Annotated in this window: 17 protein-coding genes, 2 tRNA genes and 1 pseudogene; 7 read left to right on the top strand and 13 right to left on the bottom strand. The window is 71.9% G+C overall.

From position 1 onward, the window contains the following. Window positions 1-207 precede the first annotated feature (207 nt). The 3 genes from AC2RP6_RS21050 to AC2RP6_RS21040 all read left to right on the top strand — a co-directional run bounded on the left by AC2RP6_RS21050 (window position 208) and on the right by AC2RP6_RS21040 (window position 3,180). A complete protein-coding gene (locus tag AC2RP6_RS21050; RefSeq protein WP_486447598.1) occupies window positions 208-1,176 on the top strand; it encodes an RNA polymerase sigma factor SigF in 969 nt (322 codons plus the stop codon). Between the two features lie 230 nt (window positions 1,177-1,406). Then, window positions 1,407-2,249, top strand: a complete 843-nt coding sequence (locus AC2RP6_RS21045) for an RNA polymerase sigma factor SigF (RefSeq protein WP_486447597.1) — start codon at window positions 1,407-1,409, stop codon at window positions 2,247-2,249. Window positions 2,250-2,376: 127 nt separating this feature from the next. Then, window positions 2,377-3,180 (top strand): hypothetical protein, encoded by an 804-nt coding sequence (locus tag AC2RP6_RS21040; RefSeq protein ID WP_486447596.1) that lies wholly within the window; start codon window positions 2,377-2,379, stop codon window positions 3,178-3,180. A 34-nt stretch (window positions 3,181-3,214) separates the two neighbouring features. Here AC2RP6_RS21040 and AC2RP6_RS21035 read toward each other — a convergent pair whose 3' ends face one another. Further along, window positions 3,215-3,454, bottom strand: coding sequence for a hypothetical protein (locus AC2RP6_RS21035; RefSeq protein WP_486447595.1), 240 nt, complete (start codon window positions 3,452-3,454; stop codon window positions 3,215-3,217). A gap of 118 nt (window positions 3,455-3,572) precedes the next feature. Between AC2RP6_RS21035 and AC2RP6_RS21030 the strand changes: the two genes are divergently transcribed. Both AC2RP6_RS21030 and AC2RP6_RS21025 read left to right on the top strand, forming a co-directional pair. After that, window positions 3,573-4,004 (top strand): MarR family winged helix-turn-helix transcriptional regulator, encoded by a 432-nt coding sequence (locus tag AC2RP6_RS21030; RefSeq protein WP_486447594.1) that lies wholly within the window; start codon window positions 3,573-3,575, stop codon window positions 4,002-4,004. A 61-nt stretch (window positions 4,005-4,065) separates the two neighbouring features. After that, window positions 4,066-5,625, top strand: a pseudogene (locus AC2RP6_RS21025) (MDR family MFS transporter); the annotation flags it as partial. Between the two features lie 87 nt (window positions 5,626-5,712). Here the strand turns inward: AC2RP6_RS21025 and AC2RP6_RS21020 are convergent. From AC2RP6_RS21020 to AC2RP6_RS20980, 9 genes are all read right to left on the bottom strand, one after another. Next, entirely contained in the window at window positions 5,713-6,393 is a 681-nt protein-coding gene (locus AC2RP6_RS21020) for a TetR/AcrR family transcriptional regulator (RefSeq protein WP_486447593.1), read from the bottom strand. Window positions 6,394-6,508: 115 nt separating this feature from the next. Next, window positions 6,509-8,743, bottom strand: a complete 2,235-nt coding sequence (locus tag AC2RP6_RS21015) for an ArnT family glycosyltransferase (protein ID WP_486447592.1) — start codon at window positions 8,741-8,743, stop codon at window positions 6,509-6,511. Further along, window positions 8,740-10,020: a bifunctional glycosyltransferase family 2/GtrA family protein gene (locus AC2RP6_RS21010; RefSeq protein WP_486447591.1), complete on the bottom strand. Its 1,281-nt coding sequence runs from the start codon at window positions 10,018-10,020 to the stop codon at window positions 8,740-8,742. Before AC2RP6_RS21010 ends, AC2RP6_RS21015 begins: the two co-directional genes overlap by 4 nt. A 25-nt stretch (window positions 10,021-10,045) precedes the next feature. Further along, window positions 10,046-11,602 carry a sensor histidine kinase gene (locus AC2RP6_RS21005; protein WP_486447590.1) on the bottom strand — a complete coding sequence of 519 codons (1,557 nt, stop codon included), beginning with the start codon at window positions 11,600-11,602 and terminating at the stop codon, window positions 10,046-10,048. Next, window positions 11,602-12,369: a response regulator transcription factor gene (locus AC2RP6_RS21000; RefSeq protein WP_486447589.1), complete on the bottom strand. Its 768-nt coding sequence runs from the start codon at window positions 12,367-12,369 to the stop codon at window positions 11,602-11,604. The genes AC2RP6_RS21005 and AC2RP6_RS21000 overlap by 1 nt, the downstream gene beginning before the upstream one ends. 67 nt (window positions 12,370-12,436) lie before the next feature. Next, complete coding sequence (locus tag AC2RP6_RS20995) at window positions 12,437-13,318, bottom strand: amidohydrolase family protein (protein WP_486447588.1); 882 nt, start codon at window positions 13,316-13,318, stop codon at window positions 12,437-12,439. Next, window positions 13,302-13,640, bottom strand: a complete 339-nt coding sequence (locus AC2RP6_RS20990) for an antibiotic biosynthesis monooxygenase family protein (protein WP_486447587.1) — start codon at window positions 13,638-13,640, stop codon at window positions 13,302-13,304. The genes AC2RP6_RS20995 and AC2RP6_RS20990 overlap by 17 nt, the downstream gene beginning before the upstream one ends. Before the next feature lie 148 nt (window positions 13,641-13,788). Then, window positions 13,789-14,682: a DUF2797 domain-containing protein gene (locus AC2RP6_RS20985; protein ID WP_486447586.1), complete on the bottom strand. Its 894-nt coding sequence runs from the start codon at window positions 14,680-14,682 to the stop codon at window positions 13,789-13,791. Continuing rightward, window positions 14,679-15,113, bottom strand: coding sequence for an Lrp/AsnC family transcriptional regulator (locus AC2RP6_RS20980; protein ID WP_486447585.1), 435 nt, complete (start codon window positions 15,111-15,113; stop codon window positions 14,679-14,681). Before AC2RP6_RS20980 ends, AC2RP6_RS20985 begins: the two co-directional genes overlap by 4 nt. A gap of 107 nt (window positions 15,114-15,220) precedes the next feature. On the opposite strand from AC2RP6_RS20980, the gene AC2RP6_RS20975 reads away from it, so the two are divergent. After that, on the top strand, window positions 15,221-16,132 hold the full coding sequence (locus tag AC2RP6_RS20975) for an SMP-30/gluconolactonase/LRE family protein (protein WP_486447584.1): 912 nt from the start codon (window positions 15,221-15,223) through the stop codon (window positions 16,130-16,132). A gap of 18 nt (window positions 16,133-16,150) precedes the next feature. On the opposite strand, the gene AC2RP6_RS20970 is transcribed toward AC2RP6_RS20975, so the two are convergent. The 3 genes from AC2RP6_RS20970 to AC2RP6_RS20960 all read right to left on the bottom strand — a co-directional run bounded on the left by AC2RP6_RS20970 (window position 16,151) and on the right by AC2RP6_RS20960 (window position 17,142). Then, window positions 16,151-16,516, bottom strand: a complete 366-nt coding sequence (locus AC2RP6_RS20970) for a PH domain-containing protein (RefSeq protein ID WP_486447583.1) — start codon at window positions 16,514-16,516, stop codon at window positions 16,151-16,153. 208 nt (window positions 16,517-16,724) lie between these two features. Then, window positions 16,725-16,797: transfer RNA gene (locus tag AC2RP6_RS20965), tRNA-Arg, on the bottom strand. Between the two features lie 254 nt (window positions 16,798-17,051). Beyond that, window positions 17,052-17,142, bottom strand: a tRNA-Ser gene (locus AC2RP6_RS20960). A gap of 186 nt (window positions 17,143-17,328) precedes the next feature. On the opposite strand from AC2RP6_RS20960, the gene AC2RP6_RS20955 reads away from it, so the two are divergent. Next, window positions 17,329-17,754, top strand: coding sequence for an SSI family serine proteinase inhibitor (locus AC2RP6_RS20955; protein WP_486447582.1), 426 nt, complete (start codon window positions 17,329-17,331; stop codon window positions 17,752-17,754). The last annotated feature ends 109 nt before the right edge of the window (window positions 17,755-17,863 follow it).

Here is a 17,863-nt window from a genome sequence, read left to right as displayed (position 1 = left end):
CCGGACTTCCGGCCCCCCACTCGACGGGTGGGGGGCTTTTGCGTACCTCCCGCCAGGCATAATGTCCCGATATGCCCAACTTGCCCTCAACACGGAGATATACGGTGCTTGCACACAGTGCACATCTCTTGTGATGCTATGACCGCTTTTGACGGATGAGTTGACTGAAGGGGTGGCGTGACCGTGCCGGCCAGTACTGCGCCTCAAATGCCACCCCGACAGGACCCCCAGGTACCTCCCCAGCAGGAACCCCGGACGGGAGCCCGCCCGGCGCAGTCGCCCGAGGGACCCCCGGCCGGCACCCTCGCCGACCACCCGACCGGCACCCTGGCCGGCCACCCGGCCGACCCCCCGGCGGCCGTCCCCGCGGCCACAGCAGCCCCAACAGCCCCAGCGGCCCCGAGACCGACGAGCCGGGGGGCGGACACCCGGGCCCTCACCCAGGTCCTTTTCGGCCAGCTGAAGGGCCTCCAGCCGGGCAGCAGCGAGCACGCGCGCGTGCGCGGGGCCCTGATCGAGGCGAACCTCCCGCTGGTCCGGTACGCGGCCGCCCGCTTCCGCAGCCGCAACGAGCCGATGGAGGACGTGGTCCAGGTCGGCACCATCGGCCTGATCAACGCCATCGACCGCTTCGACCCGGACCGCGGCGTGCAGTTCCCGACCTTCGCCATGCCGACGGTCGTGGGCGAGATCAAGCGGTACTTCCGCGACAACGTCCGCACCGTCCACGTGCCGCGCCGCCTGCACGAGCTGTGGGTGCAGGTCAACGCCGCCACCGAGGACCTCACCACGCTCCACGGCCGCACCCCGACCACCGCCGAGATCGCCGAGCGGCTGCGCATCACCGAGGACGAGGTGCTGTCCTGCATCGAGGCCGGGCGCAGTTACCACGCGACCTCGCTGGAGGCCGCCCAGGAGGGCGACGGGATGCCCGGACTGCTGGACCGCCTCGGCTACGAGGATCCCGAGCTGGCCGGGGTCGAACACCGCGACCTCGTCCGCCACCTCCTCGTACAACTGCCCGAGCGCGAACAGCGGATCCTGCTCCTGCGGTACTACAACAACCTGACGCAGTCGCAGATCAGTGCCGAGCTGGGGGTGTCGCAGATGCACGTCTCCCGGTTGCTGGCGCGCAGTTTCGCCCGACTGAGATCCGCAAACAGGATCGAGGCGTAACCGGAACGGGTGGAGATCATTCACGCGTTTCCCGACAGAACGGGCTGATCACGTTCTGTCCCTTTCTGTCGTCGGAGATATATGTCGACTTGGCGCTACAGCGTGTTGCCGACATGTGACATTCTGCTTGAACCGCGTTTGCCGCGGCCCCGCCTCCGGTATTCAGGTGGAAGCTGCGTTCCTCTGACGGGCGCTCCGTACGCGACCGTCCGCGACCTCAAGGGGGTGGCATGTCCGTAGACCAGGGCAGCTCCAAGGTGCTCACGCTCGTAAAGCCCGTGACGCCGCCGGCAGTGGCCGAACGCTCGGAAGCCATCGACACCCGCACCCTCTCCCGCTCGCTCTTCCAGCGACTTGCCACGCTGGACGCGGACAGTCCCGAACGGGCGTACGTACGCGACACCCTGATCGAGCTGAACCTGCCCCTCGTGCGCTACGCCGCCGCCCGCTTCCGCAGCCGCAACGAGCCGATGGAGGACATCGTCCAGGTCGGCACGATCGGGCTGATCAAGGCGATCGACCGCTTCGACTGCGAACGCGGCGTGGAGTTCCCGACGTTCGCCATGCCGACCGTCGTGGGCGAGATCAAACGATTCTTTAGGGACACCTCCTGGTCCGTGCGCGTCCCGCGCCGGCTCCAGGAACTGCGCCTGGCGCTGACCAAGGCCAGCGACGAGCTCGCCCAGAAGCTGGACCGCTCGCCGACCGTCCCGGAACTCGCCGCCGTGCTCGGGGTCTCGGAGGAGGACGTCGTCGACGGCCTCGCCGTCGGCAACGCCTACACGGCCTCGTCGCTCGACTCGCCCTCCCCGGAGGACGAGGGCGGCGAGGGCTCGCTCGCGGACCGCCTCGGCTACGAGGACACCGCGCTCGAAGGCGTCGAGTACCGCGAGTCGCTGAAGCCGCTGCTGGCCAAACTCCCGCCCCGGGAACGGCAGATCATCATGCTGCGCTTCTTCGCGAACATGACGCAGTCGCAGATCGGCGAGGAGGTCGGCATCTCCCAGATGCACGTCTCCCGGCTGCTGACCCGCACGCTCGCGCAGCTGCGCGTGGGCCTGATCGGCGACTGACGCGACGCCCGAAGCGACGACAGGCGCGACGACAGGCGCGGGGCCGACGCGGGGGCCCGGATCGACTGTTGGCCCGAGCCGGTGCCGGACGCTTCCCAATTGACGACCCGTCAGGAACACTGGCGCGATGCGAAAGGGATCGCGAGCGGCCGTCGCCCTGCTCACCCTGTGCTGCACGGCGGCCGCCGCCGGCCTCACCGGCTGCGGCGGCCCGGCGCGCGAGGGCTTCTCCGCCGTGGGCGCCGCCGCCCCGGGCCCCGAACGGGGGGCCGGGGAGAACGTCGCACCTCGGGGTGGAGTGGAGCTCCAGCGGCTCGGCGACCCGTCCGCGGCGGGCGGATCCACGGAGTCCTCGGTTACGTCGGCCACTCCCCCGGGAGCAGGGAGCGCGGGGGGTTCCACCCCGGGCGGAGCCTCGGCCGCCGCACCCGGCGGCTCCGGAGGCGCCCCGGGCGCCGCAGGCGGCCCGGGCCGCACCACCACGCCACCGGGCGCTCCCGGCGCCCCCACGACGCCCACGGGTCCCACCGGTCCTGCGAACCCCACGGGTCCGACGGGTCCGACAAGCCCCACCGGTTCTCCCGGCAGGCCCGGCACGACACCCCCGGCCACGCCCCCCGCCACCCCGGCGCACCTGACGCTGTCGGCGCCGGCCCGGGCCGCCGCCGCCGACCGCTGGTGCGAGCGGGTCACCGTCACCTTCACCAACACCGGGACCACCGCGGCCCGCGCGGGGACGGTCAGCTTCGCGACGCACGTGATCGGCGCGCTCGGTGTCGACTGGGCCACGATCACCACGACCCAGCCGCTGCCCGTGCCCCTCGCGGGCGGAGCCTCGAAGACGCAGACCTACACGGTGTGCCTGGAGGCCTGGCGGGTGCCACTGGGCATGCACGTGGACACCCGGAAGGTCACCGCGACCTGGAGCTGATCGCGGTGGACCTCCCGGGAGGCGGTACCGGGCCTCAGCGCAGGACCATCCACGCGGCGGCGCCGATCACGAGCACGAGCGCGACGAGGAGCCCCACCTTCACGCCCGCACCCGACGCCTTGGACGCCTCCTGCTCGGCGCGGCGCTGCTGACGCGCCCCCGGGCCCGCCTGCCGGGCGGGTGCGGCCTCCTCGACGAAGGCACGGAACATCTGTGTGCTGCCCGCGGGGTCGTAGTTGCCCTCGGGGACCTGTGAGTTGTGGTTCTCAGCCATGGAGCAGGACCCTAGCCGGTTTTCCGATTCTTTTACCGCCTCCACCCCCGGATTCATTTGCCTGTAGCAACCACCTGCTTCTATGGTTGCCTGAAGCAACAAGATGGAGGGTCGCCCGGTGCCGACACAGACAACACGGACCACTCCGCACGAGGAGCTGGCCGGCCGGCTGACCGGGATCGGTGCGGTCAAGCGCGAGCTCGCCCGCAACCTGCCCGCCGACTGCCCGCCCGGCGCCGCCGCCGTGCTCACCGTCCTCGACCGGCACGGGGAGATGCGGCTGAGCAGGCTTGCCGACCTCATGGCCGTCGACATCTCGGTCACCAGCCGGCACGTGACCCACATCGCCGAGCGCGGCTGGATCGAGCGCGAGCCGGACCCCGTCGACGGGCGCTGCCGCATCCTGCGGCTCACCCCGGACGGACGGGCGCTGCTCGCCGAGATCGGCGCGCGGTACACGGCAGCCCTGGAGAGAGCCCTCCACGACTGGTCCGCCCAGGACATCGACGTACTCAACACCCTGCTGGCCCGACTCCGATCGAGCTTCTAGCGGAAGGAAAGACATGGCCCAGTCGGAGACGACGACCGCCCCCGTGTCCACATCCGTGGACATGACCCATCCCCAGATCATGAAGGCGCTCTCCGGGCTGATGCTCGGCATGTTCGTGGCGATCCTGTCCTCCACGATCGTCTCGAACGCCCTGCCCCAGATCATCAGCGACCTCGGTGGCACCCAGTCCTCGTACACCTGGGTGGTCACCGCCGCCCTGCTGTCCATGACGGCTGCCACCCCGCTGTGGGGCAAGCTGTCCGACCTCTTCAGCAAGAAGCTGCTGGTCCAGATATCCCTGGTGATCTACGTCCTCGGCTCCGTGGTCGCGGGCATGTCCCAGAACACCGGCACCCTCATCGCCTGCCGCGTGGTCCAGGGCATCGGCGTGGGCGGCCTCTCGGCCCTCGCCCAGATCGTCATGGCCGCGATGATCTCGCCCCGCGAGCGCGGCCGGTACAGCGGCTACCTCGGCGCGGTCTTCGCCGTCGCGACCGTCGGCGGCCCGCTGCTGGGCGGCGTCATCACCGACACCGAGTGGCTCGGCTGGCGCTGGTGCTTCTACGTCGGCGTGCCGTTCGCGATCATCGCGCTGATCGTCCTGCAGAAGACGCTGCGGCTGCCGGTGGTCCGGCGCGACGTCAAGGTCGACTGGCTCGGCGCCTTCCTGATCAGCGCCGCCGTCTCCCTGCTGCTGATCTGGGTCACCCAGGCCGGCGACTCCTACGCGTGGGTCTCGTGGCAGACCTGGGCGATGACGGGCGGCTCGGTGGTCCTCGGACTGCTCTTCGTCCTCGTCGAGTCCCGTGCGAGCGACCCGATCATCCCGCTGCGGCTCTTCCGCAACAAGACCATCACCCTCGCCTCGACGGCCTCGCTCTTCGTGGGCATCGCAATGTTCTCGGGGACCGTGTTCTTCAGCCAGTTCTTCCAGCTGGCCCGTGGCGAGTCCCCCACGATGTCCGGGGTCCTCACGATCCCGATGATCGCCGGCCTCTTCGTCTCGTCCACCGTTTCCGGTCAGGTGATCACCAAGACGGGCCGGTGGAAGGTCTGGCTCGTCTCCGGCGGCGTGCTGCTGACGGCCGGACTGGGCCTGCTCGGCTCCCTGCGCCACGACACCCCGTACTGGCACATCGCGGTCTACATGGCGGTGACCGGCCTCGGTCTCGGCATGATGATGCAGAACCTCGTCCTCGCCACCCAGAACCAGGTGGCTCCCGAGGACCTGGGCGCGGCCAGCTCGGTCGTCACCTTCTTCCGCTCCCTCGGCGGCGCCATGGGCGTCTCGGCGCTGGGCGCGGTCATGGCCCACCGGGTCACCGACTACGTGCAGGACGGGCTCGCGGCCCTCGGCCCGAAGGCCGCGGCGGCCATGGGCCAGAACGGTACGGCCGGGGGCGGGATCCCCGACCTGGACAAGCTGCCCGCACCCCTTCGCGAGGTCATCGAGTCCGCCTACGGGCACGGCGTCGGCGACGTCTTCCTGTACGCCGCCCCGTTCGCGCTCCTCGGCCTGGTGCTGGTGGTGTTCATCAAGGAGGTCGCCCTGAAGTCGAAGCCCGCGGTGCACACCCCGGCGGCTGCTTCGCAGGAGGTCACGGCCGCCGAGGTCACGGACGCCGTCAAGGCCTGACCCCCGTGGCCGCCCGGGCCTAAGCATCCCGACCGAGCGCCGCCGGAGCCCTCCGGCGGCGCTCGGTCGCGCTCAGGCGGTGGTCCGGGCCTCGATGCCCGCGATCAGGACGTCGAGCGCGAGGCAGAAATCGCCCTCGGGCGTCCGCCGGACCGCGCCCCCGCAACCGTGCAGGAACTGCCGGACGGCCAGGTGGGCGCCGGTCCGGGTGGCACCCACCAGTCCGGTGGCGTCCATCAGCCGCTGGAGGGCGGCGTCGAAGGCCCGCGCGTTGGGGCCGATGTTCGGATAGGCGGCGCTGAGCGGAGCCACCCACGGGTGGGCCACCAGCACCTGCCGGTAGCCCCGCGCCAGCTCCTTCAGACCGCCCGGCCAGCCGGCCCCGGCCGGGCCGCCGTTCCCGACGGCCCCGGCGGCCCCGGCGGCCCCGGCGGCCCCGGTGCTCCGGACGGCGGCGGTCCCGGCCGGCGGGGCCAGTTCGCCCAGGGCCCGGTCCAGGGCCAGTTCGAGCAGGTCGTGCTTTGTGTCCACGTACCAGTACAGGGACATCGCCGTGACCCCGAGCCCCGCGGCGAGCCGCCGCATCGAGAATCGGGCCAGCCCGTCGGCGTCGAGCAGCCGCACGGTGGCTGCGGTGATCCGCTCCCGGTCGAGCCCCGAAGGTGCCTCGGGGCGCCGTCTGCCGGGTGGGGCGGGTCTGGCCACCAGCCAGACGCTGGTCCGTGTCTCGCCCGGATCGGCCGCGGTCACCATGCGGGCACCCTCCTCGCGACAGATGGACCGGCCCGAAATGCCCGGTCCGCCCTCTTGATGCTAGCGGGACACGACCTCGGGGCGTGCCCCGTGGATCAGTTCGGGTGACGAGGCATCAGGACGCCGGCACCGTCAGGTCGTAGAAGGTGGCTCCGCCCACCGTGGACGCCTTGAAGGTGGCCTTGACCCAGCTCTCGATCTCCGTGCTGGTGCCGCCGCCCGGTCCTCCCGGACCGCCGCCGCCACGGCGCCCGCCGTCCTCGGCCGCGCCCGTGCCGGTGCCTGTGCCGGTGCCTGTGCCTGTGCCTGTGCCTGTGCCTGTGCCGGCCTGGCCGATGAACCAGTGGATCTTCCCGTCCCGCACGTACTCCTTGAACTGCTCCAGGGAGGGCGAGGGGTCGCTGCCGTTGAAACCGCCGACCGGCATCACCGGTACGCCGGAGGCCAGCTGGTAACTCGCCGCGTTCTGCGATCCGATGGCCGCCGCCGCCCAGGTGTAGGCGTCGGCGTCGGCGGTGAGGGCCGCCTCGGCCTCGGCGCTGACCCGGGCCCCGTTGAGCAGACCGCCGGCGCCCCCGCCGGGACCGCCGCCCGTCATCCCGCCGGGGAAGCCACCCGTCCGCCCGGCCCCGCGGCCGTCCGCACCGGGCATGCCGCCCTGGCCCTGACCGCCCGGCGGTACGGCGCCCTGCGGCGGCGCGCCGCCCGGCTGCTGCCCGCCCGCCGGTCCGCCGCCCGGACCGCCGGCCGGGCCGCCCGCCTGGCCGCCCTGGCCGTTCGGACCGCCCTGACGCAGTTCACCGAAGCCGCCCGGTCCGCCCGGGCCGCCCGTCATTCCGCCGGGGCCGCCCCGGCCTCCGGCCACCGCAGGACCGGCGGTCACGATGGAGCCGGTGTGCGCGGTGCTCACGGTGGTCAGGCAGTACGCGAACGGCCCGGCCAGAGCCGCCGCCACCCCGAGCCCCGCCGTGGCGCGCAGCACCCGCCGCCCGGCACGCCCCGCGAAGGGCAGCGCGGCCGCGGCGAGCAGCCCGCCCACCAGCACCGCCCAGCGCAGCCACGGCAGGTAGCCGGTGGCGCGGCCGAGCAGGACGTACGACCACACCGCCGTCAGCGCGAGCGTGCCGGAGAGGGTGACGGCGGCCGCCACGCTGCCCCGCTCCTCCCACAGGACGGCGACGCCCATGCCGATCAGCGCGGCCACGAACGGTGCCAGCGCCACGGTGTAGTACTCGTGGAAGATGCCCTGCATGTAGCTGAAGACCACCGCGGTGATCAGCAGCGACCCGCCCCAGGCCAGGAACGCCGCGCGTGCCATGCCGTCCACCGAGTCGGTGGCGCGGCGGGCCCGCCAGGTGATCACCAGTCCGGCCACGAGCAGGACCAGGGCCGCCGGCAGCAGCCAGGAGATCTGTCCGCCGATGGTCCCGGAGAACAGCCGGTCGATCCCGCTCTCCCCCCAGCGTCCACCGCCGCCGGGGCCTCCCGCACCCCCGCCGCCGACACTGCCGGTCTCGTTGCCGTTGATCCGGCCGAGGCCGTTGTAGCCGAGGGTCAGCTCCAGGAAGGAGTTGTGCTGGGAACCTCCGATGTACGGGCGGGAGGAGGCGGGCCACAGCTCGACGACGGCGACCCACCAGCCGCCCGCGACCACCGTCGCGCCCCCGGCGAGCAGCAGCTGCCCGATGCGGCGGCGCAGCCCGGTGGGCGCGCAGACGGCGTACAGCAGGGCGAGCGGCGGCAGGATGACGAAGGCCTGCAGCGTCTTGGTGAGGAAGGCGAAGCCGACCGCGACCCCCGCCCAGAGCAGCCAGCGGGTGTGCGCCCCTTCGAGGGCCCGCAGCAGGCAGTACACGGTGACGGTCAGCAGCAGGGTGAGCAGCGCGTCGGGGTTGTTGAAGCGGAACATCAGCGCGGCGACGGGCGTCAGCGCGAAGGCGGCGCCGCTCAGCAGCGCGGCTCCCGGCCCGAACTGGCGGCGTACGGAGGCGTACAGCACGCCGGTGGTCGCGACGCCCATCAGCGCCTGCGGCACGAGGATCTGCCAGGAGCCCAGACCGAAGAGCCGGACCGACAGCATCATCGGCCACAACGCGGCGGGGGGCTTGTCGACGGTGATGGAGTTGCCGGCGTCGGAGGAGCCGAAGAAGAAGGCCTTCCAGCTCTCGCTCCCGGCCTGGACGGCGGCCGAGTAGAAGGAGTTGGCGTAGCCGGAGGCGCCCAGGTCCCACAGGAGCAGGACCGCGGTGGCGATCAGCAGCCCGGCGAGGGCGGGGCGTTCCCAGCGGGGCCGGGAGGTGGCGGCACCGGTCACGGCGGCCGGGAAGAGCGGGAATGCTGCCGTGGTCATCGGCCCTCCTTGGAAGTGGCTGTGCGGGGATCGGTGGTGCGTCGCTCGGGGAAGACCCAGGCGCGCAGGAGCAGGAAGCGCAGCACGGTGGCTGCGAGGTTCGCGGTGATGAGGACGGCCAGCTCGGTGCCGTGCGCGGGATCCGGCGTCGCCGCCGCGAGGGCGGCGAGGGAGCCGCTGGTCAGGGCCAGGCCGATGCCGAAGACCACCAGCCCCTGGGCCTGGTGGCGTACGGCCCGCTTCCTGCCGCGGACGCCGAAGGTGAGTCGGCGGTTGGCCGCGGTGTTGGCCACGGCGGAGAGCAGCAGGGCTGCGCCGTTGGCGAGCTGAGGGCCTGCGCCGCCCCGGAAGGCGGAGTAGAGCACCAGGTAGAGCAGGGTGGAGAGGATTCCGACCGTGCAGAAGCCGATGAGCTGGCGGGCCAGTCCGCCGTCGACGCCGGGCACCGCGGTGCGGTCGCGCGGGTCGTCGCCGAACGGGCGGGCGAGCCGGTCCAGCGGGAGGGCTCCGACGGCCAGGGCCCGGCCCACGCGCCAGACGCCCTTGAGGTCCTCGGTGGCGGTCTTGACGATGTGCACGGTGGAGTCGGGGTCGTCGACCCAGTCCACGGGCACTTCATGGATCCGCAGCCCGGCCCGCTCGGCGAGGACGAGCAGTTCGGTGTCGAAGAACCAGCCCGTGTCCTCCACCAAGGGCAGCAGCCGCTCGGCGACCTCGCGCCGGATGGCCTTGAAGCCGCACTGGGCATCGCTGAACCGGGCGGCGAGGGAGGACCGCAGCAGGAGGTTGTAGGCGCGGGAGACGAACTCCCGCTTGGCTCCCCGCACGACGCGGGAGGAGCGGGCCAGGCGGGTGCCGATGGCGAGGTCGGAGTGGCCGGAGACCAGCGGGGCGACCAGCGGCAGCAGCGCGTTCAGGTCGGTGGAGAGGTCCACGTCCATGTAGGCGAGGACGGGGGCGTCGGACCCGGACCAGACCGTCCGCAGGGCCCTGCCCCGTCCCTTCTCCTCCAGACGGGTGCTGCGGACGCCGTCCAGCGCCGCGGCGAGTCCGGCCGCCACCTCGGGGGTGCGGTCGGTGCTCGCGTTGTCGGCGACCGTGATCCGGAAGGGATAGGGGAAGGTCCGCGTCAGGTGGTCGTGCAGCCTGCGCACGCACGGCCCGAGGTCCTTCTCCTCGTTGAAGACCGGGATCACCACGTCGAGGACGGGCTCGCCCGGTACGAGCGCGAGGGGCGCCCGTACCGGAAGGGCCCCGGGGGAGGTGTCGGTTGGCATGCTCCGACCCTCGCGGGGCCGCCTGTCACCTCAGTGTGCTGAGCCTGTGGCCCATCTGTGAGTCCGGATCCGCCTCTGCATCGGCCCCGGCGAGCGGCAGGACGACCTCGAAGCGGGTCCGTCCCGGCTCGCTCCGCACGCCGACGCTCCCGCCGTGGGCCGTGACCACGGCCTGGACGATGGCCAGCCCCAGACCGGTGGAACCGGCGGCACGGGAGCGGGAGGCGTCACCCCGGGCGAAGCGCTCGAAGACGCGGGGGAGCAATTCGGGCGCGATGCCGGGGCCGTCGTCCTCGATGAGCAGCCGGACGGTGGATGTTTCACGTGAAACATGGGCGGTGACGGTGGTGCCGGGCGGCGTGTGCGTACGGGCGTTGGCGAGCAGATTGACCAGCACCTGCTGGATGCGGGCCGCGTCGGCGCGTACGGGCGCGGGCTCCTCGGGCAGGTTCAGGCGCCAGTGGTGCTCGGGCCCGGCGGCGCGGGCGTCGCTGACGGCGTCGATGACGAGCGGGGCGAGGTCGGTGTCGGTGGCCGTGTGGACGGACGGCGGGCGGCCCGCGTCGAGCCGGGCCAGCAGCAGCAGGTCCTCGACCAGACCGGTCATCCGGGTGGCCTCGGATTCGATCCGGCCCAGGGCGTGCCGGGTGTCGGGACCGGGCTCCTCGCGGCCCCGGCGGGTGAGTTCGGCGTAGCCGCGGATGGAGGCCAGCGGCGTGCGCAGCTCGTGACTGGCGTCGGCGACGAACTGGCGTACCCGCGTCTCGCTCTGCTGGCGCGCCGTGAGGGCGGAGGAGACGTGGCCGAGCATCCGGTTGATGGCGGCGCCGACCTGGCCCACTTCGGTGCGGGGGTCGGCCTCGGCGTCCGGGACCCGCTCGTGGAGGGCGGGCTCGCCCTGGTGCAGGGGGAGTTCGGAGACCCGGGTGGCGGTGGCGGCGACCCGGCGCAGCGGCCGCAGAGCGACCCCGACCAGGGCCTGTCCCGCGAGCGAGGCGGCGATCAGGCCGGCGAGGGTGACGCAGACCTCGACCCCGACCAGGGTGCTCACGGTGGAGTCGACCTCGCGGAGCGGGAAGGCGAGGACGAGTCCTCGGTCGGGGGAGGCCAGCACCCGGTAGGCGCCGAGGCCCGGCAGGTCCGCGCCCACCGCCCGCCCGGGCGATGCCTCCGCGGCCTTCAGCGCGGCGCGGGTGAGGGTCGTGCTCTGGGCCTCCGTGAGGGCCGGTGGCGCCTGGTCGGGCGACCATCCCTCACCGCGGGTGTTGCGGGCGCTGGCGAGGACCGCTCCGGTGGGGTCCAGCCGGACCCCGGCGGCGTCCAGGGGGCTGCCGGGGGGCATGACGAAGCCCGCGCTGCCCTCCCGGGCGGCTTTCCCGCCCGGTGCCCTGGCGGCCATCCTCATGGAGGTGTCCAGCTGCTCGTCGAGCTGGGTGACCAGGTACGAGCGCAACGCGAGGGTGGTGACGGTCCCGATGGCCGCCCCCACCACGGCGATCAGCGCCACGGCCGAGACGACGAGCCGGGTCCGCAGGGACCAGGGCCGGCGCCCGCCCGGCCACCGGCTCCCGCGCGGTGCCACTACTCGGCCGGCTTGATCAGGTAGCCGGCGCCGCGCCGGGTGTGGATCATCGACGGCAGGCCGAGGCCGCTCTCCAGCTTGCGGCGCAGGTAGGAGATGTACAGCTCGACCACATTGGCCTGCCCGCCGAAGTCGTAGGACCAGACCCGGTCCAGGATCTGCGCCTTGCTCAGCACGCGCCGCGGGTTGCGCATCAGGTAGCGCAGCAGCTCGAACTCGGTGGCGGTGAGGTGGACCTCCCGGCCGTCCCGCACCACCTCGTGACTGTCCTCGTCGAGGCGCAGGTCGCCGACGGTCAGGACCGAGCCGCCGCGCGCCGCCTGGGCCGCGCCCGAACGCCGCACCAGGCCGCGCAGCCGGGCCACGACCTCCTCCAGGCTGAAGGGCTTGGTGACGTAGTCGTCGCCGCCGGCGGTGAGGCCTGCGATCCGGTCCTCCACCGAGTCCTTGGCCGTCAGGAACAGGACGGGGACCTGCGGGATCTCGCGGCGCAGCCGGCCGAGGACGGCGAGTCCGTCCATGTCGGGGAGCATGACGTCGAGGACCACCACGTCCGGACGGAAGCCACGCGCGGCCCGCAGCGCCCCGGCCCCGTCGGCGGCGCTGCGTACCTCGCAGCCCTCGTAGCGCAGGGCCATGGACAGCAGCTCGGAGAGGGAGGCCTCGTCGTCGACGACGAGCACCCGGCAGGGCCCGCCGTCGGGCCGGACCAGGGCCGTGTGGTTGCTGGTGGACGTGGACGCAGGGGAGGTGGTCGTCGCAGTCATACGGACACGCTCCCCGGCGCCTCTGAGAGCGTTCTTGCCCCAACCTGTGAATTCCCTGAGAAAGGGGTCAGCCGTCGAGGCCGAAGAGGCGGGCACCGTTGTCGTGGCAGACCGCCCGCAGCCAGTCGTCCCCCAGACCCAGTCGTTCGAGGGCGACGAGCTGGTGCTCGTAGGGGTACGGGATGTTCGGGAAGTCGGTGCCCAGCAGGATCCGGTCGCCGAGGTCCGCGAGCCGTCCGAGGTCTCCGGCCGGGAAGCCGCTCAGCCGTTCGGAGAAGTCGGTGAAGGCCATGGTCGTGTCGAGGCGCACCTCGGTGTGGCGGTCGGCGAGGTCGAGGAAGTCCGAGTACTCGGGCATGCCCATGTGGGCGATGATCAGCGGCAGCCTCGGATGGCGGGCCAGCAGCCGGGCGATCGGTGCGGGGCCCGTGTGCTTGCCGGGGGCCGGCCCGGAGCCGCAGTGGATCACCGTGGGGATGCCGGCCTCGGCCAGCAGGCCCCAGACGGGGTCCAGCAGGTCGTCGTTCGGGTCGTAGCCGCCGACCTGGAGGTGCGCCTTGAAGACCCGGGCACCGGAGGCGACGGCCTGGCGGACGTACGCGGCCACGCCCTCCTCCGGGTAGAAGGTCGCGGTGTGCAGGCAGTCGGGGGTGCGGGCCGCGAACTCGGCGGACCAGGCGTTGAGCCAGGCGGCCATTTCCGGTTTGTGCGGGTAGAGCATGGAGGTGAAGGCCCGGACCCCGAACTCCCGCAGGAGCGCGACGCGCTGCTCCTCCTCGTGCCGGTAGGTGATGGGCCACTCCATGCCGGTCAGCGGGCCGACCGCGTCGAAGTAGTCCCACACCTTCTCCAGGACCCGCTCGGGCATGAAGTGCGTGTGGACGTCGACCAGTCCGGGCAGCCCGAGCCGCGCACGGAAGGCCCGCACCGCATCAGCCGTTGCGGACAAAGCCGTGGCTCCGCTCGACGGTGGCGACGTGCAGGGTGTAGCTCTCGTACCAGTCGGCGCGGCCCTTCTTCATCGCCGCCTGGTGCTCCATGTCCTCACGCCACACCGTGAGGGCCTCGTGGTCCCGGAAGTAGGCGACGGTGATGCCCAGGCCGCCGGGATTGCGCGCGGATTCGTAGCCGAGGTATCCGGGGATCGCCCGGACGATCTCTTCCATGCGGTCGTTGCGCTCGTCGAACCCGGTGTCGTCCGCGGTACGGACGCTGCTGAAGACGGCCATGACGTAGGGCGGTTCAAAGGCCGCCACCGGTTGAGTGGTCATGCCCTCCACCCTCGGTGGAGGGCACCCGGCGTGTCCACCCGGATCGGCTCCGGACGGCCAAAGGGATCCAAGTCTTGACCTGGCGCGCAGGGCGCTCACCTCCACCGTGGACCCTGATGATCCCGCGCGTCGGGCGGCGTCCGCAACGTCAGAACAGCCCGTCCTGCCCGGCCGGAGGGGCGGCGACGGGCGGGATCCGCACCACCGGCGCGGAGGTCACCGCTCCCTGGGCGGGAGGGGCCAGCTCCCAGCCGGCCAGCAGACGGGTATCGACCACGAGCCCGTCCTCGAAGTGCAGGTCGGGCCCGGCGGCGCCGACCAGCCGACCCACGACGGCCCGGCCGTCCGCCATCTCCGCGATCACCCGGTCCGGCGCCGGCAGCCCCGCCCAGCCGTCCATACCGAACACGGCCGCGTGATCGGTGACTTCGCACCTCAGCCGCTCCAGGGATTCCGGCCACCCGGACAGCGCCGCCGCCCGGCCGTGCAGCTCGGCGACCTCCCCCGCCCGTTCCGCCGCGCCGGGCAGGTGCGCCCGGACCGCACGCTTACGGGCGTACGCGATCCGGTCGGGCACCCCGAGCGCCGCCCGCAGCAGCTCCTCGGTGCGTCGGGCCGCCATCAGCGGCCCCCGCCCCAGCCAGGTCCACGTCATCGCCCCCTGCTCCAGCAGCCGGGCGGAGCCGCGCTCCTCGGCGGTGATGCCGACCTTGACCATGCCGGGCCCGAACCAGGCCAGATAGACCCGGTAGGTCCGCGGATCGGCGGCGTTGGTGTCGGCCGCCACGGAGAACGACCGGTCGAGACGGGCGCATGCGGGGCACTGCGCGCTCCCTCCCCGGGCGGACACCAGGGCGGTGGTGGGGCAGGGCGTCCGCTTCCCGGCCCGCCGCACGCCCAGGCAGTGGCGCTTGCCGCGTGCCGCGAAGGCCAGCCGTTGCCCGTACACGGGTGCGCTCACCCGCTCGCCGCGCCCCTGGCCGTACCACCCGATGACGGGGGCGGAGCCCTTCCACCGAATCCCGGTGCACCACCACGTCACAGCGGCAGCGGCCGCTCGAAGAAGGTGTCCAGGACGACGGTCGCGTGCGTACCGCTGACGCCGTCGATCGCGTAGAGCCGGCGCAGCACGTCCTGCAGCTGCTCGGTCGAGGCCGTACGCACCTTCACCAGCACCGACGCACTGCCGGCGATGATGTGCGCCTCCTGGATCTCCGGGATGGCGGCGAAGTCGTCCGCCGACTCGCCCATCCACGCGTTGGAGTCGACCATCACGTAGGCGAGGACCCCGCTGCCGACCGCCGCCGGGTCGACGTCGATGGTGGTCCGCCGGATCACCCCGCGCTCGCGCAGTTTGCGCACACGCTCGTGGGTGGCCCCGGCCGAAAGCCCGACAGCCGTCCCGAGGGCCGCGTAGGACTGGCCGGCGTCCTGCTGCAGGCGCAGGACGAGCGCCCGGTCGATGTCGTCCACGCAATCTTCCTCTCATGGGCCGGAAAACCCTTGCGAAGACGGTACCTGATCCTGCAATCTCACCATCGAGCCGAACATTCTTCGGCCATCTGCTCTCAGGGGGAATCATGTCTGCCATAGCCGACCTCACCTTGTACGAGATTCTGGACGAGCGCTTCAAGACCGGCCGCTGCGCGAACGGAGACGCCCGGCTGGAGCGGCTCTACGACGACTGCCGCTGGGCGGAAGGCCCGCTGTACCTGCCGGCCTGGCGACAGCTGGTGTGGAGCGACATCCCCAATGACCGGATGCTGCGCTGGGACGAGGCGACCGGGGCGGTCTCCGTCTTCCGCTCGCCCGCCGGCCACTCCAACGGCAACACCCTCGACCGCGAAGGCCGCCTGATCTCCTGTGAACAGGGCAACCGCCGCGTGACCCGCACCGAACCCGACGGCAGCATCACCGTCATCGCCGACCGCTTCGACGGCAAGCGGCTCAACAGCCCCAACGACGCCGTGGTCCGCTCGGACGGCTCCGTATGGTTCTCCGACCCGGACTTCGGCATCACCAGCGACTACGAGGGCCGCCGCGCGCCCAGCGAGATCGGATCCTGCAACCTCTACCGGGCCGACCCCTCGACGGGAGAGGTGCGCATGGTCGCCGACGGCTTCCTCGGCCCCAACGGTCTCGTCTTCTCCCCCGACGAGAGCGAGCTGTACGCGGCGGACACCAGGGCGGGCCACATCCGCGCCTTCAAGGTCGCCGACGACGGCACTCTCAGCGGCGACCGGGTCTTCACGGCCTGCCCCGGCGTCGACAACATCCGCTTCGACGACGAGGGCCGGCTGTGGGCGGCCGCGATGGAGGACGGCGTCCGGTGCCACGCGGCGGACGGCACCCTGATCGGCCGCCTGCGCGTCCCCGAGCCCGTCTCGAACATCGCCTTCGGCGGACCCAGGAACAACCGCCTCTTCATCACCGCCACCACGTCGCTCTACTCACTGGTGATGTCGGTGACCGGCCTGCCCCGGGTCCTCTGAGACCGGCCGGACGTCCGGCTACCGGGCGACGAACTGCGTCAGGATCGCCTGCACCTCGTAGACGTCGACGCCCTTGGTGAAGGTCTTCTCGATCGGCGTCGAGCTGCCGGATATCCAGATCTTCAGCTCGGCGTCGAGATCGAAGTGCCCGGCCGTCTCCACGGAGAAGTGCGTGATGCTCCGGTAGGGGACGGAGTGGTACTCCACCTTCTTGCCCGTGATCCCCTGCTTGTCGACGAGCACCAGCCGCCGGTCCGTGAACAGGATCGTGTCCCGGATCAGCAGGAAGGCGGCGTGGACCTGCTCCCCCTGCCCCAGCAGCCGCGCGTAGTCCCGCTGCGCCGACACGGGGTCGACGGTGTGCGCATTTCCGAACAGTCCCATGAGTGCCCCCGTTCTCGACTTCGGGCGATCTTCAAGAACCGTACCGACGCCACCGGGTAGCCGGCGTCCCCCGCCAGAGCCATCCCGCCCCTGACATCTTCCGGGGGACCCCCTCCCCAACAAGGAGGAGATCCGGGAGGTCCCGCCCGGCACGTCCGGGACATACGACAGAGGCCCCGGACTTTCGTCCGGGGCCTCTGGCCTGCTGTGCACTCGGCAGGATTCGAACCTGCAACCTTCTGATCCGTAGTCAGATGCTCTATCCGTTAAGCTACGAGTGCTTGGGCTTCCCGGGGTTTTTCGCCCCGTTGGCCTTGCGAGAACAACAATACATGGACCTTGCCGGGACGCGAAATCCATTACCCAAACCCATCCTGACCTGCGGAAACGCCGTGGATGGAGATCATCCGTGCGAGGTCGCGCAAGAGGCGGGCCGGGCTTGAGCGCCCACATCGGCCACGAGGGACGGGCCTTCGCGCAAGCCCCCGAACGCATCGAAGCCCCGGTCCGTCAGGACCGGGGCTTCGATGAACTGCGGAGGCGGAGGGATTTGAACCCTCGATGGGTGGTAAGACCCAAACCGCATTAGCAGTGCGGCGCCATAGACCGGACTAGGCGACGCCTCCAGCACACCCACGCGTACGAAGGTGCGTGCAGATGATGACACAGGCGCAGGGCCCCTCACCAATCCGCTCCCACGGTACTAGGCGGGACGGGCCGAGGGCAAAGCCTTAAAGGCCCCTCCGCACGCAACATCGGCGCGCTCACGTCGTTGGTCAGGCGAATGACGTACGGACGACCTGGAGTGCCCCATGCTGCGTCTCGCCGCCTTCGCCGCCACCTCGGCCCTGGCCACCGCGGCCGTCGGACCGCTGCCCCCGCTGCCCCTGGGAGCGCTGCTGTCCCCGCCCGACCGGCTGACCATGACCATGGCCGACACCGGCAACCGCCAGCTCGACCGCGAGTACGAGCTCGAATGCGGGCCGGTGGGCGGTGACCACCCCGAGGCGGAGGGCGCCTGCGCACGGCTGGACCAGTTCGCCCGGGAGGGGCGCGACCCCTTCACCCCCGTCCCCCCGGACCAGATCTGCACCAAGCAGTACGGGGGACCCGCGACCGCGCGCGTGACCGGAACATGGAACGGACACAAGGTGAACGCCACCTTCCGCCGGACGGACGGATGCGAAATCAAGCGCTGGGACGAGTTGGAACCTCTGCTTCCGAGTGGGCGTTCCTGACCTGGGAGGATGCCGACGAGCGGCATCGCCGACCCCACATCGGCCACCCCGCCGCGAGCCCGTGGCCTTAGACTCCTCCCGTGACTTGCCGGTAGTCGTTGGTCAGGGA

The organism is Streptomyces sp. WAC03905, from assembly GCF_057371075.1.
Note: the sequence above shows the minus strand (reverse complement) of the source record. Positions and strands in the feature narration are given on the sequence as shown.

Bases quoted from the DNA above. Each gene is read 5' to 3' on its own strand.
- AC2RP6_RS21020 (WP_486447593.1), bottom strand. From the start codon at position 6,393: ATGGTGACCGCGGCCGATCCGGGCGAGACACGGACCAGCGTCTGGCTG.
- AC2RP6_RS20990 (WP_486447587.1), bottom strand. From the start codon at position 13,640: ATGACCACTCAACCGGTGGCGGCCTTTGAACCGCCCTACGTCATGGCC.
- AC2RP6_RS20970 (WP_486447583.1), bottom strand. From the start codon at position 16,516: ATGGGACTGTTCGGAAATGCGCACACCGTCGACCCCGTGTCGGCGCAG.
- AC2RP6_RS21010 (WP_486447591.1), bottom strand. From the start codon at position 10,020: ATGCCAACCGACACCTCCCCCGGGGCCCTTCCGGTACGGGCGCCCCTC.
- AC2RP6_RS21015 (WP_486447592.1), bottom strand. From the start codon at position 8,743: ATGACCACGGCAGCATTCCCGCTCTTCCCGGCCGCCGTGACCGGTGCC.
- AC2RP6_RS21035 (WP_486447595.1), bottom strand. From the start codon at position 3,454: ATGGCTGAGAACCACAACTCACAGGTCCCCGAGGGCAACTACGACCCC.
- AC2RP6_RS21050 (WP_486447598.1), top strand. From the start codon at position 208: ATGCCACCCCGACAGGACCCCCAGGTACCTCCCCAGCAGGAACCCCGG.
- AC2RP6_RS21040 (WP_486447596.1), top strand. From the start codon at position 2,377: ATGCGAAAGGGATCGCGAGCGGCCGTCGCCCTGCTCACCCTGTGCTGC.
- AC2RP6_RS20955 (WP_486447582.1), top strand. From the start codon at position 17,329: ATGCTGCGTCTCGCCGCCTTCGCCGCCACCTCGGCCCTGGCCACCGCG.
- AC2RP6_RS21000 (WP_486447589.1), bottom strand. From the start codon at position 12,369: ATGACTGCGACGACCACCTCCCCTGCGTCCACGTCCACCAGCAACCAC.
- AC2RP6_RS21045 (WP_486447597.1), top strand. From the start codon at position 1,407: ATGTCCGTAGACCAGGGCAGCTCCAAGGTGCTCACGCTCGTAAAGCCC.
- AC2RP6_RS20975 (WP_486447584.1), top strand. From the start codon at position 15,221: ATGTCTGCCATAGCCGACCTCACCTTGTACGAGATTCTGGACGAGCGC.